The 24,293-nt window shown below is 69.0% G+C and carries 25 protein-coding genes and 1 tRNA gene; 9 read left to right on the top strand and 17 right to left on the bottom strand.

Annotated elements, in window-relative coordinates; genetic code table 11:
* Nucleotides 1-57 precede the first annotated feature (57 nt).
* The 16 genes from V8J36_RS19820 to V8J36_RS19745 form a co-directional block, all read right to left on the bottom strand.
* Nucleotides 58-777 carry a GntR family transcriptional regulator gene (locus V8J36_RS19820; protein ID WP_336469052.1) on the bottom strand — a complete coding sequence of 240 codons (720 nt, stop codon included), beginning with the start codon at nucleotides 775-777 and terminating at the stop codon, nucleotides 58-60.
* Nucleotides 778-867: 90 nt separating this feature from the next.
* Nucleotides 868-1,656 (bottom strand): amino acid ABC transporter ATP-binding protein, encoded by a 789-nt coding sequence (locus tag V8J36_RS19815; protein ID WP_336469051.1) that lies wholly within the window; start codon nucleotides 1,654-1,656, stop codon nucleotides 868-870.
* Nucleotides 1,653-2,357, bottom strand: coding sequence for an amino acid ABC transporter permease (locus tag V8J36_RS19810; RefSeq protein WP_336469050.1), 705 nt, complete (start codon nucleotides 2,355-2,357; stop codon nucleotides 1,653-1,655). Before V8J36_RS19810 ends, V8J36_RS19815 begins: the two co-directional genes overlap by 4 nt.
* 15 nt (nucleotides 2,358-2,372) lie before the next feature.
* Entirely contained in the window at nucleotides 2,373-3,182 is an 810-nt protein-coding gene (locus V8J36_RS19805) for a dihydrodipicolinate synthase family protein (protein WP_336469057.1), read from the bottom strand.
* Nucleotides 3,182-3,409, bottom strand: a complete 228-nt coding sequence (locus V8J36_RS19800; protein WP_336469049.1) for a dihydrodipicolinate synthase family protein — start codon at nucleotides 3,407-3,409, stop codon at nucleotides 3,182-3,184. Before V8J36_RS19800 ends, V8J36_RS19805 begins: the two co-directional genes overlap by 1 nt.
* A gap of 87 nt (nucleotides 3,410-3,496) precedes the next feature.
* Complete coding sequence (locus V8J36_RS19795) at nucleotides 3,497-4,270, bottom strand: ABC transporter substrate-binding protein (RefSeq protein ID WP_336469048.1); 774 nt, start codon at nucleotides 4,268-4,270, stop codon at nucleotides 3,497-3,499.
* A 39-nt stretch (nucleotides 4,271-4,309) separates the two neighbouring features.
* The gene (locus V8J36_RS19790; RefSeq protein ID WP_336469047.1) at nucleotides 4,310-5,068 is read right to left on the bottom strand and encodes an SDR family NAD(P)-dependent oxidoreductase; all 759 of its coding nucleotides are present in this window, start codon (nucleotides 5,066-5,068) and stop codon (nucleotides 4,310-4,312) included.
* A 26-nt stretch (nucleotides 5,069-5,094) separates the two neighbouring features.
* Nucleotides 5,095-6,552: an FAD-binding oxidoreductase gene (locus V8J36_RS19785; RefSeq protein WP_336469046.1), complete on the bottom strand. Its 1,458-nt coding sequence runs from the start codon at nucleotides 6,550-6,552 to the stop codon at nucleotides 5,095-5,097.
* Nucleotides 6,545-7,456 (bottom strand): dihydrodipicolinate synthase family protein, encoded by a 912-nt coding sequence (locus V8J36_RS19780; RefSeq protein ID WP_336469045.1) that lies wholly within the window; start codon nucleotides 7,454-7,456, stop codon nucleotides 6,545-6,547. Before V8J36_RS19780 ends, V8J36_RS19785 begins: the two co-directional genes overlap by 8 nt.
* Before the next feature lie 11 nt (nucleotides 7,457-7,467).
* Entirely contained in the window at nucleotides 7,468-8,772 is a 1,305-nt protein-coding gene (locus V8J36_RS19775; RefSeq protein ID WP_336469044.1) for a TRAP transporter large permease, read from the bottom strand.
* Nucleotides 8,769-9,287 (bottom strand): TRAP transporter small permease, encoded by a 519-nt coding sequence (locus V8J36_RS19770; protein ID WP_336469043.1) that lies wholly within the window; start codon nucleotides 9,285-9,287, stop codon nucleotides 8,769-8,771. Before V8J36_RS19770 ends, V8J36_RS19775 begins: the two co-directional genes overlap by 4 nt.
* 60 nt (nucleotides 9,288-9,347) lie before the next feature.
* Nucleotides 9,348-10,397, bottom strand: coding sequence for a TRAP transporter substrate-binding protein (locus V8J36_RS19765; RefSeq protein WP_336469042.1), 1,050 nt, complete (start codon nucleotides 10,395-10,397; stop codon nucleotides 9,348-9,350).
* Between the two features lie 276 nt (nucleotides 10,398-10,673).
* On the bottom strand, nucleotides 10,674-11,231 hold the full coding sequence (locus tag V8J36_RS19760; protein ID WP_336469041.1) for a hypothetical protein: 558 nt from the start codon (nucleotides 11,229-11,231) through the stop codon (nucleotides 10,674-10,676).
* A 2-nt stretch (nucleotides 11,232-11,233) separates the two neighbouring features.
* Nucleotides 11,234-14,113: a 2Fe-2S iron-sulfur cluster-binding protein gene (locus V8J36_RS19755; RefSeq protein WP_336469040.1), complete on the bottom strand. Its 2,880-nt coding sequence runs from the start codon at nucleotides 14,111-14,113 to the stop codon at nucleotides 11,234-11,236.
* Nucleotides 14,106-14,381 carry a sarcosine oxidase subunit delta gene (locus V8J36_RS19750; RefSeq protein WP_336469039.1) on the bottom strand — a complete coding sequence of 92 codons (276 nt, stop codon included), beginning with the start codon at nucleotides 14,379-14,381 and terminating at the stop codon, nucleotides 14,106-14,108. Before V8J36_RS19750 ends, V8J36_RS19755 begins: the two co-directional genes overlap by 8 nt.
* Before the next feature lie 14 nt (nucleotides 14,382-14,395).
* Nucleotides 14,396-15,637 (bottom strand): FAD-dependent oxidoreductase, encoded by a 1,242-nt coding sequence (locus tag V8J36_RS19745; protein ID WP_336469038.1) that lies wholly within the window; start codon nucleotides 15,635-15,637, stop codon nucleotides 14,396-14,398.
* 153 nt (nucleotides 15,638-15,790) lie between these two features.
* On the opposite strand from V8J36_RS19745, the gene V8J36_RS19740 reads away from it, so the two are divergent.
* The 3 genes from V8J36_RS19740 to V8J36_RS19730 all read left to right on the top strand — a co-directional run bounded on the left by V8J36_RS19740 (nucleotide 15,791) and on the right by V8J36_RS19730 (nucleotide 18,267).
* Entirely contained in the window at nucleotides 15,791-16,669 is an 879-nt protein-coding gene (locus tag V8J36_RS19740; protein WP_336469037.1) for a LysR substrate-binding domain-containing protein, read from the top strand.
* A gap of 9 nt (nucleotides 16,670-16,678) precedes the next feature.
* A complete protein-coding gene (locus tag V8J36_RS19735) occupies nucleotides 16,679-17,440 on the top strand; it encodes an aspartate dehydrogenase domain-containing protein (RefSeq protein WP_336469036.1) in 762 nt (253 codons plus the stop codon).
* Between the two features lie 65 nt (nucleotides 17,441-17,505).
* Nucleotides 17,506-18,267 (top strand): GntR family transcriptional regulator, encoded by a 762-nt coding sequence (locus V8J36_RS19730; protein WP_336469035.1) that lies wholly within the window; start codon nucleotides 17,506-17,508, stop codon nucleotides 18,265-18,267.
* 56 nt (nucleotides 18,268-18,323) lie between these two features.
* On the opposite strand, the gene V8J36_RS19725 is transcribed toward V8J36_RS19730, so the two are convergent.
* Nucleotides 18,324-18,411: transfer RNA gene (locus tag V8J36_RS19725), tRNA-Ser, on the bottom strand.
* A gap of 235 nt (nucleotides 18,412-18,646) precedes the next feature.
* Here V8J36_RS19725 and V8J36_RS19720 point away from each other — a divergent pair.
* The 6 genes from V8J36_RS19720 to V8J36_RS19695 all read left to right on the top strand — a co-directional run bounded on the left by V8J36_RS19720 (nucleotide 18,647) and on the right by V8J36_RS19695 (nucleotide 24,287).
* Complete coding sequence (locus V8J36_RS19720) at nucleotides 18,647-19,600, top strand: SPOR domain-containing protein (protein ID WP_336469034.1); 954 nt, start codon at nucleotides 18,647-18,649, stop codon at nucleotides 19,598-19,600.
* A 64-nt stretch (nucleotides 19,601-19,664) separates the two neighbouring features.
* Complete coding sequence (locus tag V8J36_RS19715) at nucleotides 19,665-20,846, top strand: D-alanyl-D-alanine carboxypeptidase family protein (protein WP_336469033.1); 1,182 nt, start codon at nucleotides 19,665-19,667, stop codon at nucleotides 20,844-20,846.
* Nucleotides 20,843-21,487, top strand: a complete 645-nt coding sequence (gene tmk / locus V8J36_RS19710; RefSeq protein WP_336469056.1) for a dTMP kinase — start codon at nucleotides 20,843-20,845, stop codon at nucleotides 21,485-21,487. The genes V8J36_RS19715 and tmk overlap by 4 nt, the downstream gene beginning before the upstream one ends.
* The gene (locus V8J36_RS19705; protein ID WP_336469032.1) at nucleotides 21,484-22,638 is read left to right on the top strand and encodes a DNA polymerase III subunit delta'; all 1,155 of its coding nucleotides are present in this window, start codon (nucleotides 21,484-21,486) and stop codon (nucleotides 22,636-22,638) included. Before tmk ends, V8J36_RS19705 begins: the two co-directional genes overlap by 4 nt.
* A 12-nt stretch (nucleotides 22,639-22,650) precedes the next feature.
* Nucleotides 22,651-23,490, top strand: coding sequence for a TatD family hydrolase (locus V8J36_RS19700; protein WP_336469031.1), 840 nt, complete (start codon nucleotides 22,651-22,653; stop codon nucleotides 23,488-23,490).
* Nucleotides 23,490-24,287 carry an MBL fold metallo-hydrolase gene (locus V8J36_RS19695; RefSeq protein ID WP_336469030.1) on the top strand — a complete coding sequence of 266 codons (798 nt, stop codon included), beginning with the start codon at nucleotides 23,490-23,492 and terminating at the stop codon, nucleotides 24,285-24,287. Before V8J36_RS19700 ends, V8J36_RS19695 begins: the two co-directional genes overlap by 1 nt.
* Nucleotides 24,288-24,293 lie beyond the last annotated feature (6 nt).

The following is a 24,293-nucleotide window of genomic DNA, read 5'->3' as shown; positions in this document are numbered from 1 at the left end:
CCGCCCGCGGTTCCTGACCACGGGCGGCGCGGTTTCCGATCCGTCGCGGGCGGCGGTTCAGTCGCCAACCGTCTCGTCCAGCGGGGCGAGGCTGCCCAGACCGGCCGCCCGGGCGGGGACCCGGTCGCGCGGCGCGATGAACAGTTCCATGTTGCTGCGGCAAAGGCCCCAGTGCCCGTCGGTCAGCGCGACCATCCGCCCCACGTCCTGCTGTTCGAGCGCCTCGATCATCGCGTCGTGCTGATCGCAGGACGCCAGAAGGTCCTGCTCCATCTCGGGGGTCGAGGGCCGGAAGAACGTGTGCCCGATCCGCGCATGGTCGATCAGCAGCTTGCTGTAGCTCGGGCTCAGGTAGACGCTTGCCGCCATCTCGCCCACGATCGAGTGGAACAGCGTGTTCTTGATCACCATCTGCACGTGGTCGCGATCCTCGACCGCCTTGCGGAAGCACAGCTGGCAGGCGCGCAGCGCCTCCATCTGCGCCGGGCGATGGTTCTCGACCGCAAGGCGCGCGATCGCGTCATAGACCAGCGGCGCGACCGAGAAGAAATCGCGCATCGTGGCGAAGTTCATCGAATTGACCCGCGCCCCGCGGTTCTCGCGGATCCGCAGATAGCCCTCTCCGGCAAGCTGGCGCAGCACGTCGCGCACCGGCGTGCGCGAGATGCCGTAGGCCGTGCCCAGCTCGCCCTCTTCCAGGTCCTCGTCAGGTCGCCGCTCGAGGGTCAGGATCTGCCGCTTCAGGTCTTCGTAGAGTTCGGCTTTTCCGCCCCGCATCACATTCTCCGACTTCAAGGGACCGAACCGGCCGGCAACAGCGCCGGCCGCAGTCATCATATGGCACGCACAGGGCCCCCGGCGGCAAGCCTAGTGGCCCGCGCCGCTGAGCCCCGACAGAAAGCGGCGGCAGCGTTCGCTTTCGGGCTCGAACAGCACCTGCCGCGACGGCCCGTGCTCGACGATCTGGCCGGCCTCCATGAAGACCGTCTGGTCCGAGACATGGCGGGCGAACTCCATCTCGTGGGTGGCGATCATGATCGTCATCCCGCTGTCGCGGACCTCGCGGATGACGTTGAGCACCTCCTGCACCGTTTCCGGATCCAGCGCCGAGGTCGGCTCGTCGAAGAGCATGACCTTGGGATCCATCGCCAGCGCCCGCGCGATGGCCACGCGCTGCTGCTGGCCGCCCGAAAGCTGGCGGGGATAGTTGTCCGCCTTGTCGGCCAGCCCGACCCGCGCCAGCAGCTGGCGCGCCCGCGCGTCGGCCTCGGCCCGCGACTGGCCACGGACCAGCACCGGCCCCGCGGCGACGTTCTCGCGCGCGGTCATGTGCGGGAACAGGTTGAAGCTCTGGAACACCATGCCGACGTCCTCGCGCTGGCGCGCGATGCGGGTTTCCGGCAGGCGGCGACGGCCATCCGAGCCCGGGGCATAGCCGATCTCTTCGCCCTCGACGCGGATCCGCCCCGAGGAGATCGCCTCGAGCGCGTTGATGCAGCGCAGCAGCGTCGACTTGCCCGAGCCCGAGGGCCCGATCAAAGCGACGGTCTGGCCGCGCGCGACCGTCAGCGACACGCTCTTCAGCGCGACATAGCTGCCGTAGGTCTTCACCACGTCGTCGAGCTGGATGAAGGCGGGGGCCTGTTGCTGGCTCATTGCGCGGCCCTCGCCTGCTTTGTCTTGCGGGTATCCGCGAACCAGCGCGAGTTGCGCCGTTCGAAGGCACTTTGCAGCACCGTCCACAGCGCGGTCAGCGCCAGGTAATAAAGCGTCGCCACCGTCAGCGCCTCGAGCACGCGGAAGTTGGTCTGCATCAGGTTGTCGGTCGCCCGGAACAGCTCGGTCATCGAGATGACCGAGACGAGCGAGGTGTTCTTCAGCTGGCGGACGAATTCGTTGCCGAGCGGCGGCACCGCGATGCGCAGCGCCTGCGGGGCGATGATCTTGCGCATGATCTTCACCGGGCGCATGCCGATGGCCTTCGCGGCCTCCCACTGCGCCGGAGGAACCGCCGAGATCGACGAGCGGACGATCTCGGCGACATAGGGGCTTTCGGACAGCATGAGCCCGATGATGGCCGCCTGGATCACCGTCAGGTTCACGCCCATCTGCGGCAGCGCGCTGTAGAGGAAGACAAGCTGCACCAGCAGCGGCGTCGCCCGGAAGAAGGCGACGTAGCCCTGGTAGAACCATTGCGCGAGCCGGTTCTGCATCCTGCCGACCAAGGCGATCATCGTGCCCAGGATGATCGCCAGAAGCAGCGTGACGAGCGTGAGCCACACCGTCGTCCAGAGCCCCGCAAGGATCGCGGGGTGGACGAGGTTGTGGAAGAAGACGTTCCAGTCCCAGACGGTCATGCGGTCGGCCCCGGCTCAGTCCAGCGCCAGCGGACCGACGCCCGAGGCTTTCAGCACCTCGGCGAAGCGCGCGGTCAGCTCGGCCGGGGCCGGGGTGATCGGCTGGCGCGGTTCGCCCATCGGCAGGCCGCGCAGGCCCGAACCGGCCTTGGCCAGCGCCACGTAGCCGTTCAGCAGCATGAAGTTCAGCACCGGCCAGAGCCGATCCCAGATCGCCAGCGCCTTCGGCAGATCCTTATCGACCGAGATCGCGTCGTAAAGCGCGACGCAAAGCTCGGGCACGAAGGTCGAGGCGCCGATGATCGAGCCCGGCGCGCCGTGGCCCAGCACCGCCAGCAGCGCCGGATCGCAGCCCGCCAGCACCTTCGGCGCCTCGGGGTTCGACAGCATCCGCATCGTGCGGGTGTAGTTCTGCGGGCTGTCCTTGATGTGCGACACCAGCCCGTCGCGGGCCAGCGTCACCATCTGGTCCTCGCTGATGTCGAGGCCGGTGATGCCGGGGGTATCGTAGAAGATCACCGGACCGCCGGCGATCGAGACGACCTGATCGAGGAACTTCTGGACCTCGTGGAACTTCATCCGGTCGAAATAGGGGGTCAGCACCAGCATCTGGTCCACGCCCACGTCGCGGGCGGCACGGGTCAGCTCGAGCGCGTCGCGGACGTTGTTCGACCCGATATGGGCGATGACGTCGCAACCGCCGGCGGCAGCCTCCATCGCGATCGGATACATGCGCTGACGCTCGGCGATGGTGAGCGCCGGGTGCTCGCCGGTCGATCCGCTGACGACGATGCCATGGATGCCCGAACGCACCTGCGAACGGATCAGCTTGCGGTACGAGGCTTCGTCGAATGCGCCCGTCGCGCTGTCGAACGGGGTNCGATGGTGAGCGCCGGGTGCTCGCCGGTCGATCCGCTGACGACGATGCCATGGATGCCCGAACGCACCTGCGAACGGATCAGCTTGCGGTACGAGGCTTCGTCGAATGCGCCCGTCGCGCTGTCGAACGGGGTGAGGATGGCGCTGAGAATGCCCTTGAGGTCGGTCTTCATCTGGTCTGGTCCATGGAGAGGGAAAGGCACCGGGCGCGCCAGGCGCGCCCGGTGAGTCGGGCCCGGCCCTGTCGGGCCGGACAGGGGTTACTCGAAGCTGTCGAGGCCGGCGCTGGTAATGTCCCAGTCGGCGAGCAGCTTGGCGTAGCTGCCGTCGGCCTTCATCTCGCCCAGCGCGGTGCGCAGCTTCTCGGCCAGCTCGGGGTTGTCCTTGGGCACGCCGATGCCAAGGATCGCGGGCTTGATGCCGGTCGCGATCTTCTTCAGGCCGGGGCTCTGCTTCATGTAGTAGGACACCAGCGAATCCGTGGCGATGAAGGCGTCCACGCTGCCGTTCTCAAGCGCGCGCATCGCGACCGGCTGCGAGTCGAAGGACTGGATCTGCACCTCGGGCTTGCCGGCGGCGGTGCATTCCGCGCTGGTCTCCTGCAGCACCTTGAGCGAGCCCGAGCCCTGCAGCACGCTGGCCGAATGGCCGCACAGACCGCCGAGGCCGTCCATGTCGGTCGCGTCCTTGGCGACCACGGTCTGGCTTGCCTTGATGTAGGGCACCATCAGGATCGCAGCCTCACGCTCGGGCGTGATGTACATGGCGGCGCAGACGGCCTCGAACCGCTTCGCCTGCAGTGCGGGGATCAGGCCCTTGAAGTCGAGGCTGACGAACTCGGCGGTGCGGCCCAGCTTCTGGGCCAGCGCGCCGCAGAAGGCGGGGTCGATCCCGGTCGGCTTCTGATCCTGATCGTAGAAGCCCCAGGGCATCTGGGTCAGCGAGGTGCCGATCTGGATCGTCTCGTCGGCGGTGGCGGCAGTGGCAAGGCCCGCGCCGAGCGCGGTGGCAAGCATCACGGCTTTCGCAAGCATCGTGTCGTTCCTTCTGAAAGGGCGTGGGGACGGAAAAGGTCAGCGCAGCAGCACGCCCGAGGCCATGAAGCCGCCATCGACGTTCAGGATGTGGCCGTTGATGTAGCCGGCTCGGTCCGAGGCCAGGAACTGCACGGCATCGGCCACCTCCTCGGGGCGCGCATAGCGCTTGGCGGGGATCTGCGCCTCCCAAAGGGCGCGGTCCTTCGGGCCGTGAACCTGCAGGACCATCGGCGTGTCGACCGGCACCGGGGCGACGGCATTGGCGGTGATGCCCTTGTCGCCAAGCTCGGCCGCCAGCAGCCGGGTCAGCATGTCGACGCCGCCCTTGGTGCAGGAATAGGCGCCGCGGCCGGTGTTTGCGATCTGGCCGTTGACCGAGCTGACGGTGACGATGCGGCCGCGCCCCTTCGCGACCATCTGCCGCCCGGCAAGCTGGGCGCAGTGGAAGGTGCCGGTGAGATTGACGTCGAGGATCCGCGACCAGGTGTCGGGTTCGAAATCGAGGATCAGGCCGGTCTTCACGATGGCCGCCGTGGCAACCAGCACGTCGGTGCCGCCGGCGGCGGCGATCTCGTCGAACACGGCATCCAGCGCGGGGCGGTCGGTCACGTCGATCTGCATCGGGCGGACCGTGCCCGCGCCCGCCAGGCGCTCCATCGCCGCGTCGAGCGAGGCCTGCGACCAGTCCAGCAGGAAGACGCTGGCCCCCGCACCGGCGAAGGCCTTGGCGCAGGCCTCGCCGATGCCGCCGGCACCGCCGGTGATCACCACGTTGCGTCCTGTGAAGTCATACATGGGTTTGTCTTTCCAAAGCAGGGAGGTCAGTCCGCGACGATCACGCCCGGCGAGAAGCGGCCCTGCGGGTCGATGCCGCGCTTGATCGCGCGCATCAGCGCGATCTCGGCCGCTGGCTGGCGCGCGACCATCTCGTCGACCAGCTTGCGCCCCACGCCGTGTTCGGCGCTGAACGAGCCGTCGAGATCGGCGATGATGTCGTGGATGCGATCGAACATGGCGTGGGTCAGCGCCTCCATGTCCGCGATCAGGTGACGGTCCTCGGCGCGGTTCAGCATGATCAGATGCGCGTTGCCGTCCCCCAGGTGACAGACGACCAGCGGCACCGCCCAGGGCGCGAGCTCGGCCGCGGCAGGGATCGCGCGGGCAAGGAACTCGGGCACCGCGCGCACCCTCAGCGAGGCGTCGAAGACGATGCCGTGCCCGGCCTTCTTGTTCGCCTCTGAGAAGGAGTGGCGCCATTTCCATAGCTCCTGGCTTTCGCGCAGGTTCTGGCAGAGCACCGCATCGTCGATGACGCCCTCTTCCAGAAGCTCGCCCAGGCAGGTCTGCAGCGCGTCCTGCAGCGCCTCGGCGCCACCGATGTCGCCCAGTTCGACCAGCACCATCCAGTCGGGCATCTCGGCCAGCGGGAAACGCAGGCCGGGCACATGCTTCAGCGTCAGGGCGACCTCCGTGCCCGAAACCATCTCGCAGGCCATGACCTTGGTGTCGAAGCGCGCGCGCAGCCGCTCGAACACGCGCACCGCCTGCTCGGGCGAGGCGACCGCCATCAGCGCATCCGACCGCGCCGTCATCCGCGCATGCAAGTTCAGCGCCGCCGCGGTGATGATACCCAGCGTTCCCTCGCCGCCGATGAACAGCTGCTTCCAGTCGTAACCGCGGTTGTCCTTGCGCAGCCCGCCGAGGCGCGAGATCACCTCGCCGTCGGGCAGCACCACCTCGAGCCCGGCGACGAGGTTGCGCATCGTGCCGTAGCGCACGGCCGAGACACCGCCCGCATTGGTCGAGATCAGCCCGCCGATCTGCGCCGTGCCCTCGGATCCCAGATGCATCGGAAAGATGCGGTCGTGGCGTCCGGCCAGCTCGTGCAGATGCGCCAGCACCATCCCGCTTTCGACGACGGCGATGTTGCTGACCGGGTCGATCTCGCGCACCGCGTTCAGCCGGCGCGTCGACAGCAGCAGGGCCCGCCCCGAGGGGTCGGGGACCGAACCGCCACAGAGGCTGGTGTTGCCGCCCTGTACGTAAAGCGCGATGCCGCGGGCATTGCAGAGCCGGACCACCGCCGCGACCTCTGCGGTGCTGGCCGGCAGCGCCACCGCCACCGCCCGCCCCGAGATCCGGTCGCGCCAGTCGCTCAGGTAGCCCGCCATGTCCGGGCCGGTCAGCAGCCCCTTCGGGCCGAGGATGCCGCCCAGATCGTCCAGCAGCGCGGCATCGGCCGGACCCGCGGCAGTCGCGGGCGCAAGGGTGTCAGGCATATTCCTGCATCCCCCATTCCGGCGCATAGTCGGCGACCATCGCCTCGACCGCGCGGATCGTGGCGGGGCGCGGCGGCTCCAGCGGCAGCCGGCCCTGGCCGCAATCGAGGCCGAGCAGCTTCATGCCCACCTTCAGCGGCACCGGGTTCGGCTCCATGAAGCAGACGTCGACCATCTTGCGGCCGCGCACCATCATCTGGACCAGTTCCTGCGTCTTGCCGGCGGCGCCGAGCTTCAGCGCGGCATCCCAGAAGCGCGGGAACAGGTTCGCCGCTGCCAGCACCGCACCGCGGGCACCCAGCGAGGCATGGTAGGTCAGCAGCGACTCCTGCCCGCCCAGCAGGCAGAAGCGTTCGTCCGCCAGTTCGGCCAGCAGCGCGCAGCGCGCGACATCGGTGTCCGAAAACTTCATGCCGATGATCGTGCCGTCATTCGCCAGCTCGGCGATGCGGTCGATCCCCATGCGCACATTGGTGCGGAACGGGATCTCGTAGAAGATGATCGGCAGGTCGATCTCGTCGCGGAAGCGGCGGACATAATCGGCCATGCCCTGATCATGGCCCCAGGCGTAGTAGGGCATCAGCAGCATGACCGCGTCGGCCCCGGCGGCCTTGGCGTCGCGGGCCACCTGCATGTTGTCTGCATAGCCCGGCGAAAGGCAGCCGGCGATGACCGGGCCGCGGCCGCGCGCGGCCTCGACCGAGATCTCGACCACGCGGCGGCGCTCGGCATTCGAGAGCATCGAGTATTCGCCGGTGCCGCCGATCGGCAGGATGCCCTTGGCGCCGCCGTCGAAGACATGGTCGACGATGCGCGGGATCATGGCCTCGTTCACGCTGCCGTCTGCGTTGAAGGGGGTGATGGTGGCGGGCAGCATGCCCGCGATGTCCTGTGCGGTGATCATTGGATTTCTCCTTACTGGACGAAGCCGAAGTAGCGCGGCAGCGTGAGCGAGAGCGCGGGGATGTAGGTGACGAGCAGCAGGACGATCAGCGAGGCGCCGACCATCGGCAGGCTGGCGCGGATGATCTTCCGCAGCGGCACGCCGCTGACGGCGGATCCGAGGTAGAGCGCCATCCCGAAGGGCGGCGTCAGCAGACCGATCATCACGTTGACGGTCATGATCACGCCGAAGTGGATCGGGTCGACGCCGACGGCAGCGAGGATCGGGGTGAAGAGCGGCGCGAACAGCAGCATCTGCACGGCGTCGCCGATGAACAGGCCGTTGATCAGGAAGAACAGGTTGATCGCCAGCAGCAGCACCCAGGTCGGCACTTCCTGCGCATGGATGAAGGCCTGCAGGTTGTCGGGCAGCCGCTCGTTCGCCACGACCCAGCTGATGATCGAGGCGAAGCCGACGATCAGGTAGACCGAGGCCGTGGTGCGCGCCGAACGGTCGAGGATCTCCCACAGCTTCTTCGCCGAAAGGTTGCGATAGGCGAAGATGCCGACGAGGATCGCATAGGCCACGGCGACCGAGGCCGCTTCCGTCGCGGTGAAGATGCCCAGGATGATGCCGCCGACGATGATCACCGGCATCAGAAGCGACCAGAACGCCTCCATCACGATGTGCACCACGGTCATCATGGTGACGTTCTTCAGCGGGTTGGCCGGGAAGTTGTGGATGCGTGCCATCACGAAGACGACGGCCATCAGCGACAGGCCGATCATGACGCCCGGCACCGCGCCGGCCAGGAACAGCGCCGCGACCGAGGTATTGGTCAGGCTCGAGAACATGATCAGCGGGATCGAGGGCGGGATGATCGGTCCCTGGATGGCCGAGGCGACGGTCAGCGCGGCCGAGAAGTCCTCGCGGTAGCCGTCCTTCTTCATCATGTCGATCTCGATCGGGCCGAGTGCCGCGATATCGGCCATCGCCGAACCCGAGACACCGCCGAACAGCATCGAGCCCACGACGTTGACATAGGCCAGACCGCCGCGGAACCGGCCGACCAGCAGGCGCGAGAAGCCCAGAAGCCGCTCGGTCATGTTGGTGGCGGCCATGATCTCGCCGGCGATCACGAACAGCGGGATCGACAGCCAGATGAAGACGTCCATCCCGGTGAAGAACTTGTGGACCACCATGCTCAGCATCGAGGTCATGTCCGGGGCAATGAAGAAATAGGCGATGCCGGCGGCGCCGATGGCGAAGATCACCGGGCTGCCCATGAACAGCAGCAGGATCATGATGCCTATGACAAGGCCGAGAGAGAGCGTCATTGCGCGGTCTCCTGCATCTGGGAAATGTGCTCTTCGATCGGTTGCCCCGAGGCGAGTTCGCGCACGGTGACGGCGATCAGCTGGATGACGACCAGCACGGCGCCCACGGGAATGGCGAGATAGGGCCAGAACCACGAGATCTGCAGGGCGGCCGTGTTGCGCCGCGCCGAGAACTCTGCCTGATCCCAGCCGTAGTAGGCGATCAGGACGAACATCGCGACCATCAGCGCCCGGAAGGCAAGGTTGCGCCAGATCAGCAGCCGCTTCGGCCAGAGCAGATCCAGGAAGTCGACGCGCACCAGTTCGTTGTTCTGCACCAGGTGCGAGGCCGAGATCATGACGATCCAGATCATCAGGTAGCGCGCGGCCTCTTCGGGCCAGGGCAGTGAATAAGAGAAGCCGAAGCGCAGGATGACCTGCAGCAGCAGCGAGATGGCGACGACGATCAGCATCAGGCGCGCGACGACCGAGGCCACCCGGCTGATCGCCTCGGTGCACCGAAGGAGGGTGTTCATGTGGAACTCCTTTGACCCCGCCGCCCGGCCGGTGACCGGCGGGCGGCAGCGGCGGACGGATCAGTTCGACGGGCGGCCGCGCACGTCGGCGATGGCGGCGTCGAGCTTGTCGAACCACACTTCGTCGACGCTCTTCTTCAGGATCTCGCGCACCGGCTCGCGCGTGGCCGAGACGAACTGGGCCATCTCGTCCGGGGTGGGCGTGTAGACCTCGACCCCGGCATCGGCGATGCGCTTGAGGTCCTGCGATTCCTTGGCCTTCACGATGCCGAGGAAGGCCAGCTTGGCCTCGCGCACCGAGGCGTCGAGTGCGGTGCGCTCATCCTCCGACAGGCCCTGGTAGAAGTCCTCGTTCGCGACGATCAGCGCGACGTTCAGCAGGTGCTTGTCCAGCGTGTAGTACTTCTGGACCTCTTGCAGGTTCGACAGCAGCAGGACGTAGGGCGCGTTCTCCTGACCGTCGACGACGCCGGTCTGCAGCGCGCTGTACAGCTCGGCCCAGGCGATCGGCGTGGGCGAGGCACCGAGGGATTCGACCAGCTTGATGTGGATCGGGATCGCCTGAACGCGGATCTTCTGGCCGACCATGTCGGCGGGACTGTGGATCGCCGCCTTCGAACTCGAGAAGTTGCGGAAGGCCGAGGGAAGGTAGGCGAGGATGCGGATGCCCGAGGCCTCGGCGACGGCATCCGACAGGTCCTTGCCGAAGGGGCCGTCCAGCACCTGGCGCGCCTCGTCGGTGCTTTCGAAGGTGTAGGGCATGTCGAGGATCTGCACCGAGGGGAAGAAGCTCGCCAGCTGCCCGTTCGCCATCCCGGCGCCCATCTGCACGACGCCGCGCGCCACCTGCTCGGTGATCGAGTCGTTGTCGCCCAGCTGCTTGTTCGGGAAGACCTGCAGCTTGTAGGCGCCGTTGGTCGCGCTTTCGAACTCGGACCCCAGCACCTGGGTGAAGGCCCAGTAAGGGTTCTCGAGCAGGCTGCCCTCACCCTCGGTATGGGCCAGCTTCACGGTGGTCTGGGCCATTGCCGAAAGCGGCGAAAGCGCGAGAAGCGCGGCGGCGGTCAGGGTGCGGCCTGCGGCAAGGAAGCGGGCCTGGCGATACGTCATCGGTGAACCTCCTGGGGTTGGAAAGCGCCCGGGGGGTCATTGGCCGCCCCCCGTGTCGAACGCGGCTGCGGTGCTGCGCAGCTCGTCTTCCAGCATCCAATATGGATACTCGGATTCGGTCAAATACTTTCTTTATACATTTCGTATTCACGAGGAATTATTCGCCCTCCTCTCCACCAAGACATTGGATCGAATGAACAAAAAGCCCCGCCCTGCCGTGGGAAACGGCAGAACGGGGCGTGACTGTTCGGGCGGCAGCCGGGGGCTGCGCGGGGATCAGGCGGCGGTCAGGAGCTCTGGTGCGCGGTCAGAGATCGCCCCCAGCAGGTAATCGACCGAGGCGATGTCGAAGAACAGGTCCACGGCCAGATCGGGATCGCGCCGGTCGATGACCAGCACCACGTCGAGACCGGCGAAACGGGTTTGCAGCACCCGGCCCGCGGGTGCCGCAGCGGGGCGCAGGTCGACCGCGGTCATCGTCGCCAGCGCGTTCGCCACGGCCGGCCCTTCGAAGCGGAACCAGGCCCAGGTCTCGTCCCGGTAGCCGTCGAACGCCTCGGGCACCGGCTCTGCCGGGGCCGCGATCGGAAGGCCGTCGTCGGACAGGACCAGAAGCTCGTAGGTGCCCAGCCGCGCGACGCGGATGCTGCCCGCGCGGGCGATGCCGTTGATTTCTGCCGGGAAGGGCAAGCCCGCGGCAGCGCACCAGTTCGGCGTGCCGCGCCCGCGCAGGCCCAGCCTCGGGCGCGCGGTCAGGTCGCGGACACCGCTGCGGCCCGCCGCGAAAACTGTCGACCCCAGCCCGGTCGAGGGGAAAAGACGCGATGCGGTCATGGTCAGATCTCCTGGCGCCGGTTCTCGGGATCGTAGAAGGCGTGCGCCACGACGCGCGCCTCGCGCTCGGTGCCCGTGCGGTCGCGCAGGCGGATGCTGCGGCCCGGGGCGTTGTCCTCGGGGTGGCAATAGGCCAGGCCGATGATCCGCCCCAGCGTCGGCGAGGCCGCGACCGAGGTCACGAAGCCCACCGGCTGCCCGTCGCGCAGGACAAGCGAGGAGTCCCCCACCTGCGCACCGGCCTCGACATCCAGTTCGAACCGGCACAGCGACCGGGTCAGGCCCAGCGCCGCGCGCTTCTCGACCGCGGGCTTGCCGATGTAATAGGGCTTCTTCTTGCCAAGCGCCCAGTCCATGCCCAGCTCGCCGGCCGTGCTCAGCGCATCGGTGTCCTGACCGATGATGATGTGGCCCTTCTCCAGCCGCAGGATCCGCGAGGCTTCGAGCCCGTAGGCCGAAAGCCCCTCGGGCCGGCCGGCCTCCAGCAGCGCCTGCCAGAGCGCGGGCGCATAGCTGCGCGGGGTGTGCAGTTCGTAGCTGAGTTCACCCGTGAAGCCGATGCGCATGATCCGCACCGGACAGCCCGCGACGGTGCCCGTGCGCCCGTCGAGATACCTGAACGCCTCGGCCGAGACGTCGATGTCGCGCTCCATCCGTTCCAGCACCCGGCGGGCGAGCGGCCCGGTCAGGTTGATCCCGGCGAAGGCGGCGGTGATGTTCTGGATGTCGACCCGCATCCGCCACTGGGCGTTGAGGAAGCTCATCTCGGTGAACACCCGGTCGACGGCGCCGGTGGTGGCGGTGATGTAGAAATCGTCCTCGGCGATGCGGAAGGCGACGCCGTCGTCGATGACCGATCCCATGTCGTTCAGCATCAGGCAGTAGCGCACGCGGCCCACCGGCTGCTTGGCATGGGCCATGGTGTAGATGCGGTCGATGAAGGCCGCAGCATCGGGACCGCGCACCGCGAGCTTGCCCAGCGTCGAGACGTCAAGCATGCCGACCGCCTCGCGCACGGACCGCACCTCGGCGGCCACCTTGGCGGCGATCGCGGCGGTGCTGGCCTCGGGGCCTGCGTAATGCAGCGGGCGCCACCAGATGCCCGCAGGGATCATCTTGGCCCCGGCCGCACGGTGCCAGCCGTCCATCGCGGTGGTGCGATGCTGGCTGCGGTGCGGCCCCGCCAGCAGGCCCAGCCGTTCCGGTCCGAAGGGCGGGCGCGAGGTGGTGACCCCGATCTGCGCCACCTGCCGCGCGGTTTCGCGCGCGACGATCTGCGCCGTCGCCAGCGCCGAATGGCGGCCCTGCGACGGGCCCATGCCGACGGTCGAATAGCGCTTGACCAGTTCCAGCTCGCGGTAGCCGTCCTTCACCGCGTTGACGATGTCCTTGACCTGCAGGTCCTCGTCGAAATCGACGAAATCGCGGCCCGAGGCATGGCCCGTAGGCACCGGATAGGTGCGGAACGCCCCGGCCTCGTCATCGGCGAGCGGCGCGGGCGCGGCGACAGCGTGGCCGAGCGCCTTGGCGGCGGCGGCCCCCGCGATCTCGCCCGAGCGGATCACCGCGGCCAGCCCATGCGCGCCGGCGACGGTGCCGGCAAGGTGCATCGTGTCGGGCTGCCCCGACAGGGTGAAAATCCGCGTCGCCTCGTCGAAGCCGAGCTTCGCGCCGGCATGCAGCGGCAGTTGGTAGCAGGGCGTGGCGCCCGCATCGACGGCAAAGAGGTCGCAGGCGATCGTCTCGACCCGGCCGGCGGTCGCGATGGTGAGGGCGGTCAGATGACGGCGTCCCTTCGCCTCCAGCACGGCCGCGCCCTTGCGCAGCGGCAGGCCCGCCGCCTCGAGCTGCGCCATCAGCGCCGCGGGCAGGCTGGCATCGGCCGGGATCAGGACGGCAGCCAAGGGCACGCCGGCCTCTTTCAGGTCCAACGCCGCGGCCGCGCCGACCGGGGTGCCGGCGAAGACGCAGGCCTGCCGCCCCGGGCGCACGGCATAGTGGCGCATCAGGCGCTGCACGGCGCTGGCGGTGACGATGCCCGGCAGGTCGTTGTTGCGGAAGACCAGCATCTGGTCCTGCTGGCCGCTGGCGACCACGACCTGATCCGCGCGCACCCGCCAGAGCGTTTCGCCCTGCAGCACCGGCAGAAAGTTGTCGGTGTACCAGCCGTTGCAGGTGGCCCCGGTCATCACCCGCACGCCCGCGGCGTCCAGCCCCTGCCGTGCCCCGGCCAGTATCGTCGCGTCGTACCGGCCATAGGTCAGCGCGCCGCCGGTCTCGGGTTCGGCATCCAGCAGGACCACGTCCGCCCCCGCCGCTGCCGCGACCCGGGCCGCGGCCATGCCGGCCGGGCCCGCGCCGACGACGAGCACGTCGCAGGCGAGGTTGCGGCGGTCGTAATGCCCCTCGGGCAGCTTGGTGTCGACGACACCGAGGCCTGCGGACTTGCGGATGATCGGCTCCCATGTCTTCAGCCAGGATCCATCATTCGGGCCGAAGAAGGTGCGGTAGTAGAAGCCCACTGGCAGGAAACGCCCGAGCCTGTCGAGAATGCTGTTCGTGTCGCGATCGGCGCTGTGCGAGGTGTTCTGCGCGCTGACGGCGATCCCGGCGCCCAGCGCCCGGCGGTCTGCCCGCACGTTCGGTTCCGACCCGATCTGCACCAGCGTGTTGGCATCCTGCCCCGCCATCGTCAGGGGCCCGCGCGGACGGTGGTACTTGAACGAGCGCGACAGGATCCATTGCCCCGCCCCCAGCGCGGCCGAGGCGACGGTGTCGCCCGCATAGCCGCGCATCGGCTTGCCGTCGAAGCTGAAGGACAGGGTTTTCGTGCGGTCGATCCGGGCGCCCCAGGGCGCGGGAAGGCGCGTCAGGTCAGCCATTTTGGGTCTTCCCTTCCTGGGGCTCGGCGGTCCCGGGCAGCCAGGTGCGCAGGACGTGGTCGGTGGCGGTGTGGCGTTCGGCGAGGAACACGGTGTTGGTGGGGCGGTGGCGCCACCATTCGATCATCGGCCCGATGGGGTTGGGCGCGTAGAACAGGTGTTCAGTCAGCGCCGCGGCATCCTCGGGCGAGGTGCTGCGGAACGGGCCCAGATACTGGAACTCGGCGATGTCGCGGATGCCGTTCACGGGGCAGGTCAGGCGTTTCATCTGTGGTGCTCCCGTCAGTGGCTGGCCGCCGTCGCGCCCATCTCATTGAGCAGCGCGAAACGGTCGAAACGGTCGAGGGCGAAGGGGGCGAGCACGTCCGGCACCCGGCCGGTGGCCACGCATTCCGCCATGTACTTCCCCGAGACCGGGGTCGCCTTGAAACCCCAGGTGCCCCAGCCCGCGTCGACCCAGTAGTTCGCAAGCTCGGTCGCGCCCATGATCGGGCTGTAGTCGGGTGTCATGTCGGTTATCCCGGCCCATTGGCGCAGCAGCCGCACGTTGTGCAGGAACGGGAACAAGTGCAGCGCGCCATGCGCCAGGTGTTCCTTCTGGTCGAAGGTCGAGCGGGTCGAGGCCAGCTGGTAAGGGTCCGATCCGCCCCCGATCACGATCTCGCCGCGCGAGGACTGCACCAGATAGGTGTGCAGGTTCGCCGAGGACACCAGCGTGTCGAGGAAGGGCTTCAGCGGCTGGGTGACCATCGCCTGCAGCGGGAAGCAGCGGATTGGCAGGCGCAGGCCCGCCAGTTCCGCGATCTGGCCGTTCAGACCGCCCGCCGCCTGCACCACCTGCCCGGCCTGGATCGTGCCGCGGTCGGTCACGATCTCGGTCACCCGGCCCTTCGCGGTGCGGATCGCGGTGACGGCGGTGCGCTGGTGGATCTCGACGCCCTTCTCGGCGGCGCGCTTGGCATAGCCCCAGGCGACCGCGTCATGGCGCGCGGTGCCGCCATCGGCATGCCAGAGACCGCCGAGGATCTCGTGCTGGCCGCCGAAGTCCATGTTCAGATGCGGGCTCAGCTCCTGCACGGTCTTGGCATCGACGACCTCGATCCGGGTGCCCATGTGCTTGCCCATCTCGGCGCGCAGGTGGAAGCTGCGCATCGTCGCCTCGGAATGCGCCAGCGTCAGCTGCCCGCGCTGCGAGAACATGACGTTGAACCCGAGGTCGCGCGACATCGACTGATAGAGTTCGACCCCCTCCTTGTAGAAACGGATCGAGGGCTGGGTCAGATAGTTCGACCGGATCGTCGTGGTGTTGCGTGCCGTGTTGCCGCCGGCAAGGTAGCCCTTTTCCAGCACCGCGATCGACTTCACGCCGTGGACGTTCGACAGGTAGTAGGCCGTGGCGAGGCCGTGGCCGCCGCCGCCGATGATGACCACGTCGTAGGAGCGTTTCAGCTCGGGCGTCTTCGGAATGTCCTCGAAGGATTTGTGGCGCTTGGTCAGGCCGTAGCTGAGCAGGGCAAAAGGCATCGCGGGCTCCCATCGTTGCCGATCAGAAGCCATCGCCGGGCCCTTGGTCGCAAGAAAGCGATCCGCGGCCACAGGGGTCGTTTTCGTTATGGGCACACAAGGCGGAACGGGTGTAACCTCTTGCCCAAAGGCCCCTAGACCCGAACACGACCCGTGCGCGAACTGCCGAACCTGATCTACCTGCAAGCCTTCGAGGCCGCAGCCCGGCACCTCAGCTTCACCCGCGCGGCGGATGAGCTGAACTGCACGCAGGCCGCGATCAGCCAGCGCGTGCGCGGGCTCGAACATTACTTCGGACGCCAGCTCTTCAAGCGCAGCGCCAACGGGGTCGAGCTCAGCTCGGCCGGCAAGGCCTATCTTCCGTCGATCACTGGCGCGCTCGACCTCGCGGAAAGCGCGACCCGCGGCCTGACAGGGAGGCGGCAGCGGCGCAGCGTCACGCTGTCGGCGCCCCTCTCCTTTCTGGGCACCTGGCTCGCCCCGCGCCTGCCTGCGTTCCAGGCGCTTGAACCCGGCATCGACATCCGGCTGAACAGCGCGATCTGGACCGATCCGAACCTCGAACTGGCCGACCTCAGCCTGTCGATCGCCGGACCCGACGTGGCGGTGCCGGGCGCGACGACGCTCTGGCGCGAGCGGCTGGTGCTGGTTTCGACCCCGGGTCTGGGCGCGCGGATCGCGGCGGGCGAGCCGCTCGAGGCGCTGCCGCAGATCGAGGTGCAGGGCCGCTATCCGCTGTGGGACCTCTGGGCCGACCTGTCGCAGCGCCCGCGCCGCCCGCGGCAGGCCGCGATCCTCGTCGACACCGGGCTCAGCGCCATCGACCTCGCCGCGGCGGGGGCCGGGATCGCGGTCGTCTATGGCACCTACGCCCGTCCCGCGCTGCAGGCGGGCCGGCTGGTCGCCCCCTTCGGCGACGGGCCGGCCACCGACCATGCGCTTACCCTGCAGATCAACCCGGCCCGGCGCGAGACCGCCGCCGTCACAGCCTTCGCCGCCTGGATCAGACAGGCCGCCACGGAAAGCCCCTGAGAGGACCCCATGAAGAACATCGGCATCATCGGCAACGGCTCGATCGGGCAGGCCCTGATCGCGGAGGTGCGCGCGCGCGACGATGTCTCGCTCAGCTTCGTGCTGGTGCGCGACCGGGCCAAGGCCATCGCCTCGGGCCTGCCCGAAGCGGTGGTGATCGACGACCCCGCCCTGATCGAGGGCCGCCCGCTCGACCTCGCCATCGAGGCGTCGCTGCCCGAGACGAGCGCCGCCCTCGCGCCCTCGCTGCTTGCCCGGGCCGACTTCTGCGCCTTCAGCTGCACCGCGCTGGCCGATCCCGCGACCGAGACCGCGATCCGCGCAGCCACGGCCGCCAGCGGCCGGCGCATGTTCATCCCCCATGGCGCGGTCGTCGGCATGGACGGGCTGGTCGATGCGGGCGAGATCATCGAAAGCGTCACCATCACCACGACGAAAAGCGGCAAGAGCCTTGGGCTCGATCCCGAGACCTCCGGCACGATCTTCGAGGGCAGCGCCCGCGAGGCCTGCCGTCGCTTCCCGCGCAACGTCAACGTCCATGCCTGCGTGGCGCTGGCCGGGCTGGGATTCGAGCGGACGCTCAGCCGCATCGTCGCAGTGCCGGGCCAGGTCGAGAACATGCACCGCATCGAGGTCACGGGCGCGGGACTGGCGTGGGACCTGCGGATCTCGTCGCGCTCGCTTGGCGGCGTGACGGGCAGCTACACGCCGAAATCGGCGGTGGGCAGCCTGCGGCGGATCCTTGGCGGCCGCGGCGTCACCGCCGTATAGAGGTGCAGGGCAACGCCCGCCGTCGCCCGCGGCGGGCGCGAGAAAAGACGACAGGGGACCAGAGCATGTCGGAACGTGACGGTGAGAAGGTGGCGGCTCTTTTGCGCGAGGCCATCCTGCGGCTGGACCTGCGCCCCGGCGTGATCCTCGACGAGGCAGAGGTGGGCGCCCGACTGGGTGTGTCGCGGACGCCGGTGCGCGAGGCGATCATCCAGCTGATCGCCGATGGTCTGGTGGTGCGCGAAGGCCGCAAGGCCAAGGTCGCGCCCCTCGATTTCGACGACGTGCCGAAGCTTTACGATGCGCTGCTGATCTCGAGCCGGCTGGTGCACCGACAGGCCGCCCTGCGCCGGACCACGGCCGACCTGAAGGCGATCCGCGCCGCCGGCGCCGCCTTCGAGGCGGCCTGTGCTTCGGGCGATGGTGTGAAGCGCTCCGAGGACAACTTCGCCTTCCACGCCGCGATCGCGGCGGCGGCCGACAACCACTATCTCGCGCGCTTCTACATCGAGGCGCTGATCGGGACGATGCGGCTGGCGCGCGCCTGTTTCGCGACGACCGACGAAGAGACCGCCCGTGCGATGAAGACCGATCTCGACAGCCACCTGTCCGAGACGATGCGCCAGCACCAAGAGATCATCGAGGCGATCGAGCGTCGGGACGCCACCCGGTCTGACGAGCTGGCGGTGATTCACTACGAACTGACCAAGAACCGGGTCATCGAGGTGCTGTTCAGTCACGGGCAGGAATTCACCGCGATCAAGGACCTCAGCCTCGACACCTGGGACATCCCCAAGGACTTCATGCTGAAGACCGCCGACCCCTGAGAGCCCCGCCGGGCAGCCGGCCCGGGGCAGCCCAAGGCAGCCACGTGACGAGAGGATGGCGGAAGCGGTGGGATTCGAACCCACGGAGGGTTGCCCCTCGCTGGTTTTCAAGACCAGAGCCTTAAACCACTCGGCCACACTTCCCCGACGCGGGAACGGGCCCCGCAGGTCGCGACGGGTTATCCGCGTTCACGTGATTCTGAAAGCCGGCTCCTGTACAGCGGGTCTTGCGGGCGGCTACAGCCTTCCCACGCTCGCGCCGCTTCGCTAGGATGACGCCCAAAGCGCAGAACAGCGCAGATGCCGCCCGGGCAGGGTGCAAAGGCGGCGACGGACAAGGCAGACGATCGGCCCGGAAGGGTCGCGTGAGGGGGCAGCAATGTACGATTTCAAGGCGGCGCGGCCTGCGCCTGTCCCGGCGTTGGCTCGGGACCGTCGCGGGATCCGCGGCCTGTGGCTCGCGGTGCCGGTGATCGCGCTGGCGGGCTGCCAGGGCACGCTGCCCTTCGGGCGTGGCGCGGGCGGCGGCGACGCTGGCCCCTCGGCCGGGGCGACCTCGGTCAAGCTGGTGGACAATGACGTCGAGGCGCCCGAGGTCTTCCAGGCCACGGACCAAGGCCTCTGGGACGGCCGCCCCTCGCTGGGCGGCGTCTGGGTCGCCCATCCCGACGTCAAGGACCCCGAGCGGGTGATCATCCGCAACACCGCCACCGACGCCTTCGTGATCGGCGCCCTGTTCCGGCGCGAGCGCGACATGCCCGGGCCGAAGATTCAGGTATCGTCCGATGCGGCCGGCGCACTGGGCATGTTGGCCGGACAGCCCGCCAGCCTGCAGGTCACCGCGCTGCGTCGCGAAGAGGCCCCGGCAACCGCGGCGGCTGCGACGACGACGGCGCCCGCAACCGCCGCTCCGGCCGCAGCCGCGCCCGGCGCCGCCGCGAAGCCGGCCGCCAAGCCCGCAACCAAACCCGCAGCCGCCGCGCCCAGCGCCGGTCCGGCCGCCGCTGCCTCGACGGCCGCGTCCGCCGCCGCCAAGCCCGCGACCGCGGCGACACCGGCGCCCCCCGCAACCGCAGCACCGGCCGCCGCGGGTGAAAAGATCCAGCGCACCTTCGTGCAGATGGGCATCTTCAGCGTCGAGGCGAATGCCGAGACCGCCGCCAAACAGATCAAGGCCACCGGCCTGTCCGCCGAGGTCCGCAAGAGCGAAAGCCAGGGCAAGTCCTTCTGGCGCGTGCTCGCGGGCCCCTTCACCACCACCGCCGAGCGCGATGCCGCCATCGCCAAGGTCAAATCGCTCGGCTATCGCGACGCCTACGCGGTGAAGCCGTGACGGGGCCCCGCCCCGCCGCGGCCCCCCGCGCCTGACACGCCCCCCGACCCGGAGGTCCGACCCGATGTTCAAACGCGCCCTCGCTGCTGCGCTCCTTCTGGCCACGACGGCGCTGCCGGCCTCGGCCTTCGACACCGCCGCGCGGCATGCTTGGGTCTATGACCTGACCACGCAGACAGTCCTGCTGGACAAGGCCGCGGACGAAGCGATGCCCCCGGCCTCGATGTCGAAGCTGATGACCCTGAACATGCTGTTCGAGGCGCTTCAGCGCGGCGACATCACGCTGGAGACCACCTTCCCGGTCTCGGAAAAGGCCTGGCGCATGGGCGGGTCGAAGATGTTCGTCAAGCCGGGCGACCGCCCGACGGTCGAGGACCTGATCCACGGCATCATCATCAATTCGGGCAACGATGCCTGCGTCGTGGTGGCCGAGGGTCTTGCCGGGACCGAAGAGAACTTCGCGCGGCAGATGACGATCCGCGCCGGGCAGCTTGGCATGAGCCACTCGCATTTCGCCAACGCCTCGGGCTGGCCCGATCCCGGCCAGATGATGACCGCGCATGACCTTGGCCTGATCGCGGTGCGGATCATCACCGAATTCCCGCAGTTCTATCCCTACTTCGCGATGTCGGGCTTCAACTACGAAGGCCGGGTGCCCGCCAACGGCAACAACCGCAACCCGCTGCTGCGCGTCTCGAACGACGGCGACTGGACCGCCGACGGCCTGAAGACCGGCCATACCGAAGAGGCCGGCTACGGCGTCGTCGGCTCGGCGATCGAGAATGGAAACGGCCGCCGCGTGGTGCTGGTGCTGGCGGGCCTGCCCACCGACAACGCCCGCGCGCAGGAAAGCGAAGCGATCGTCAACTGGGCCTTCCGCCAGTTCGCGCTGCGCACCATCGCCAAGGGCGGAGTCCGGCTGGCCGAGGCAGAGGTGCACATGGGCTCGACCGCCTCGGTCGGGCTGGTGGCCGACCATGACCTGCAGATGCTGATCCCGGCGATGTCGCAGGAGGGCATCACCGCCGAAGCGATCTACGAGGGCCCGATCGCGGCGCCGATCACCAAGGGCCAGACCCTGGGCGAACTGCAGATCACCATTCCGGGCATCGACGACGTGGTGAAGGTGCCGCTGGTCGCCGAGGCCGACGTGCCGATGGGCGGTTTCGGCAAGCGCCTGCAGGTCGCGCGCGACTCGCTCATGCGCCGCTTCTCCGGCGAGGCCGGCGCCGCCGAGGCGAACTGAGCGGGCGCGTGGCAGGGATCTTCGTCACCTTCGAGGGCATCGACGGCTCCGGCAAGTCGACGCAGGCGCGCCGGCTGGCCGAGGCGCTGGCCGCCACCGGCCGCGAGGTCGTGCTGACCCGCGAACCCGGCGGCAGCCCCGGCGCGGAGGAGATCCGCGCGCTGCTGCTGCAGGGCGAGGCCGACCGCTGGTCGCCCGAGACGGAATGCCTGCTGTTCACCGCCGCCCGCCGCGATCACATGGAAAAGCGGGTGCTGCCGGCGCTGGCGCGCGGCGCGGTCGTGATCTCTGACCGGTTCGCGGATTCCACGCGGCTCTATCAGGGCATCACCCGCGGCGACCTGCGCGGACTGGTGGACAAGCTGCACGCGCTGATGATCGGGCGCGAACCCGACCTGACCCTGCTGATCGACATCGACCCCACCGTGGGGCTTGAACGCGCCTTCGCCCGCAAGGGCAGCGAAGAGCGGTTCGAGAACATGGGCCAGGCGATGCAGGCCCGGATGCGCGAGGGCTTCCTCGCGCTGGCCGCCGAATTCTCCGAGCGCATCCGCGTCATCGACGGCGCCCGCGATCCCGACAGCGTCGCCGCCGAGGTGCTGGCGACGGTCGGCGCCCGCCTTGACGGGGCGCGGGCATGAGGGCGCCGCGCCGGGCCGAGACCGACGAGCTGCCCCCCGAGCCCGACCGGGTCGAGGGCGTGCCCCATCCGCGCGAAACCGCGCGGCTCTACGGTCAGGACGAGGCCGAGGCGCGGTTCCTCGACGCCTTCGCCACCGGCCGGCTGCATCACGGCTGGCTGCTGACCGGGCCGCAGGGGATTGGCAAGGCGACGCTCGCCTGGCGGATGGCGAGGTTCCTGCTGGCGACGCCCGATCCCGGCGGCGATGACGGGCTCTTCGGCGCGCCGCCGCCGCCCACCAGCCTCGACATTCCCGCCGACCACCCGGTCGCGCGGCGCGTTGCGGCACTGTCGGACCCAGGCCTGTTCCTGCTGCGCCGGCCCTGGGACGAGAAGACCGGCAAGCTGAAGCAGGTGATCGGCGTCGACGAGGTCCGCCGCCTGCATTCCTTCTTCGGGTTGTCTGCTGTCGACGGCGGCCGCCGCGTGGTGATCATCGACGCCGCGGACGAGATGAACATCCCCGCGGCCAACGCCCTGCTGAAGCTGCTCGAGGAACCGCCGGCCCGCGCCGTGCTGATCCTGATCGCGCACCGCCCGGCCGGCCTGCTGCCCACGATCCGTTCGCGCTGCCGCGAGCTGAAGCTCGCGCCCCTCGGCCCCGCCGAGATCACCGCCGCGCTGGACGGCGCCGAGGTCGAGGCCTCGCCCGAGGATGCCCCCGCGCTTGCCGAACTGGCCGGGGGCTCGGTCGGGGCCGCGATGCGGCTGGTGACCGGCGAGGGGCTCGCGCTTTACGCCCGGATCGTCGACCTGCTGGGCACGATGCCGCGGCTCGACCGCGGTCGGGCGCTGGCGCTGGCCGATCAGGCCGCGGCCCGCGGCGCCGAGGACCGGTTCGAGCTGACGCTGGGCCTTCTCGACCTCGCGCTGTCGCGGCTGGCGCGCACCGGCGTGATGGGCCCGCCCGGGATCGAGGCCGCCCCGCACGAGGCCGAGGTGCTGATGCGCCTCTCGCCCCATTCCCATGCGGCGCGGCTTTGGGCAACGCGGGCGCAAGAGCTGGGCAACCGCGCCCGTCAGGGCCGGGCGGTCAACCTTGACCCTGCCGCGCTTCTCATGGATATGGTTCTGAAGGTGAACGAGACGGCGGCCGAGATCGCCGGCTGAGGACAGCCCCCGATGACCGACCTCCCCGCTGCGGGCCTCCCCCCCGCAAACCCAGATGCCGCGCGTCCCGAGATCGTGGACAGCCATTGCCACCTCGACTTCCCGGATTTCGACGGGCAGCAGGGTGAAATCGTGGCCCGCGCCCGCGCCGCCGGCGTGACGCGGATGGTCACCATCTGCACCCGGATGGACAAGGAACCCGTGGTCCGCGCCATCGCGGAAGCGCATGACGGCGTCTTCTACGCCGCCGGCATCCACCCGATGCGCGCGCATGAGGAACCGCTGGTCGAGGTCGAGACGCTGGTGGCGCTGGCCGCGCATCCGAAATTCGTGGGCATCGGCGAAACCGGGCTCGACTACCACTACACCGCCGAAAGCAAGGCCGTGCAGCAGGAAAGCCTGCGCCGGCACATCGAGGCCTGCCGCCGCACCGGCCTGCCGCTGATCATCCACTCCCGCGACGCCGACGACGACATGGCCCGCATCCTGACCGAGGAACACCGCGCCGGGGCCTATTCCTGCGTGATGCACTGCTTCTCGTCCTCGCCGGAACTGGCGGAAAAGGTGCTCGATCTGGGCTTCTACCTGTCGATGTCGGGGATCGCGGCCTTCCCGCGCTCGTCCGACCTGCGCGCGATCTTCGCCGCCGCCCCCCGCGACCGGATCCTGGTCGAGACCGACAGCCCCTACCTCGCCCCCCCGCCCCACCGCGGCAAGCGCAACGAACCCGCCTACACGGCGCTGACCGCGAATGTGGGCGCCGAGGCCTTCGGCATGGACTATGCCGAATTCGCCCGCCTGACCTCGGCCAATTTCGACCGGCTCTTCGCCAAGGCCGCGAAGGCGGCGTGATGGCAACCCTGCGCTTCACCATCCTCGGCTGCGGCTCCTCTGGCGGGGTGCCCCGGCTCGGGGGGATCTGGGGCGCCTGCGATCCCGCGAACCCGAAGAACACCCGCCTGCGCTGCGCCCTGCTGGTCGAGCGGATCACCGAGGCCGGCACCACCCGCGTGCTGATCGACACCGGGCCCGACATGCGTCAGCAGCTGCTGACCGCGGGCGTCGGCACGCTCGACGCCGTGGTGATGACCCATGCCCATGCCGATCACCTGCACGGCATCGACGACCTGCGCCAGATCGTGTTCAACACTGGCACCCGCCTGCCGGTCTGGGCCGACGGCGCTACGCAGGATTCGCTGATGTCGCGCTTCGGCTATGCTTTCGTGCAGCCGCGCGGGTCGAGCTATCCGCCGATCTGCGACCTGCTGACCATCGAGGGCCGCTTCGAGGTCGAGGGCCCCGGCGGCGCCATTCCCTTCACGCCGATCCGGGTCAACCACGGCTCGATCGACGCGCTGGGCTTCCGGATCGGCGGGCTGGCCTACATGCCCGACGTGAAAGAGATCTACGAGGCCGCCTGGCCGCACCTTCAGGGGCTCGAGGTCTTCGTCATCGATGCGCTGCGCTACAGCCCGCATCCGACCCACGCCCATCTCTCGCTCGCGCTCGACTGGATCGGGAGGGTCCAGCCCGGGCGTGCCATCCTCACCAACATGCATATCGACATCGACCATGACCGGGTGATGGCGGAAACGCCGGATCACGTGATCCCCGCTTTCGACGGCATGGTCATCGACCTCCAGGACTGAACACAC

It is taken from the genome of Frigidibacter sp. MR17.14 (genome assembly GCF_037095735.1).
Taxonomy (GTDB): domain Bacteria; phylum Pseudomonadota; class Alphaproteobacteria; order Rhodobacterales; family Rhodobacteraceae; genus Frigidibacter.
This window is presented reverse-complemented; position numbering and strand designations above follow the sequence as displayed.

What these genes read in the sequence shown, in the direction of transcription:
- V8J36_RS19820 (WP_336469052.1), bottom strand. Translation starts at nt 777, where the DNA reads ATGCGGGGCGGAAAAGCCGAACTCTACGAAGACCTGAAGCGGCAGATC.
- V8J36_RS19815 (WP_336469051.1), bottom strand. Translation starts at nt 1,656, where the DNA reads ATGAGCCAGCAACAGGCCCCCGCCTTCATCCAGCTCGACGACGTGGTG.
- V8J36_RS19810 (WP_336469050.1), bottom strand. Translation starts at nt 2,357, where the DNA reads ATGACCGTCTGGGACTGGAACGTCTTCTTCCACAACCTCGTCCACCCC.
- V8J36_RS19795 (WP_336469048.1), bottom strand. Translation starts at nt 4,270, where the DNA reads ATGCTTGCGAAAGCCGTGATGCTTGCCACCGCGCTCGGCGCGGGCCTT.
- V8J36_RS19790 (WP_336469047.1), bottom strand. Translation starts at nt 5,068, where the DNA reads ATGTATGACTTCACAGGACGCAACGTGGTGATCACCGGCGGTGCCGGC.
- V8J36_RS19785 (WP_336469046.1), bottom strand. Translation starts at nt 6,552, where the DNA reads ATGCCTGACACCCTTGCGCCCGCGACTGCCGCGGGTCCGGCCGATGCC.
- V8J36_RS19780 (WP_336469045.1), bottom strand. Translation starts at nt 7,456, where the DNA reads ATGATCACCGCACAGGACATCGCGGGCATGCTGCCCGCCACCATCACC.
- V8J36_RS19775 (WP_336469044.1), bottom strand. Translation starts at nt 8,772, where the DNA reads ATGACGCTCTCTCTCGGCCTTGTCATAGGCATCATGATCCTGCTGCTG.
- V8J36_RS19770 (WP_336469043.1), bottom strand. Translation starts at nt 9,287, where the DNA reads ATGAACACCCTCCTTCGGTGCACCGAGGCGATCAGCCGGGTGGCCTCG.
- V8J36_RS19765 (WP_336469042.1), bottom strand. Translation starts at nt 10,397, where the DNA reads ATGACGTATCGCCAGGCCCGCTTCCTTGCCGCAGGCCGCACCCTGACC.
- V8J36_RS19760 (WP_336469041.1), bottom strand. Translation starts at nt 11,231, where the DNA reads ATGACCGCATCGCGTCTTTTCCCCTCGACCGGGCTGGGGTCGACAGTT.
- V8J36_RS19755 (WP_336469040.1), bottom strand. Translation starts at nt 14,113, where the DNA reads ATGGCTGACCTGACGCGCCTTCCCGCGCCCTGGGGCGCCCGGATCGAC.
- V8J36_RS19750 (WP_336469039.1), bottom strand. Translation starts at nt 14,381, where the DNA reads ATGAAACGCCTGACCTGCCCCGTGAACGGCATCCGCGACATCGCCGAG.
- V8J36_RS19745 (WP_336469038.1), bottom strand. Translation starts at nt 15,637, where the DNA reads ATGCCTTTTGCCCTGCTCAGCTACGGCCTGACCAAGCGCCACAAATCC.
- V8J36_RS19735 (WP_336469036.1), top strand. Translation starts at nt 16,679, where the DNA reads ATGAAGAACATCGGCATCATCGGCAACGGCTCGATCGGGCAGGCCCTG.
- V8J36_RS19730 (WP_336469035.1), top strand. Translation starts at nt 17,506, where the DNA reads ATGTCGGAACGTGACGGTGAGAAGGTGGCGGCTCTTTTGCGCGAGGCC.
- V8J36_RS19720 (WP_336469034.1), top strand. Translation starts at nt 18,647, where the DNA reads ATGTACGATTTCAAGGCGGCGCGGCCTGCGCCTGTCCCGGCGTTGGCT.
- V8J36_RS19715 (WP_336469033.1), top strand. Translation starts at nt 19,665, where the DNA reads ATGTTCAAACGCGCCCTCGCTGCTGCGCTCCTTCTGGCCACGACGGCG.
- V8J36_RS19705 (WP_336469032.1), top strand. Translation starts at nt 21,484, where the DNA reads ATGAGGGCGCCGCGCCGGGCCGAGACCGACGAGCTGCCCCCCGAGCCC.
- V8J36_RS19700 (WP_336469031.1), top strand. Translation starts at nt 22,651, where the DNA reads ATGACCGACCTCCCCGCTGCGGGCCTCCCCCCCGCAAACCCAGATGCC.
- V8J36_RS19695 (WP_336469030.1), top strand. Translation starts at nt 23,490, where the DNA reads ATGGCAACCCTGCGCTTCACCATCCTCGGCTGCGGCTCCTCTGGCGGG.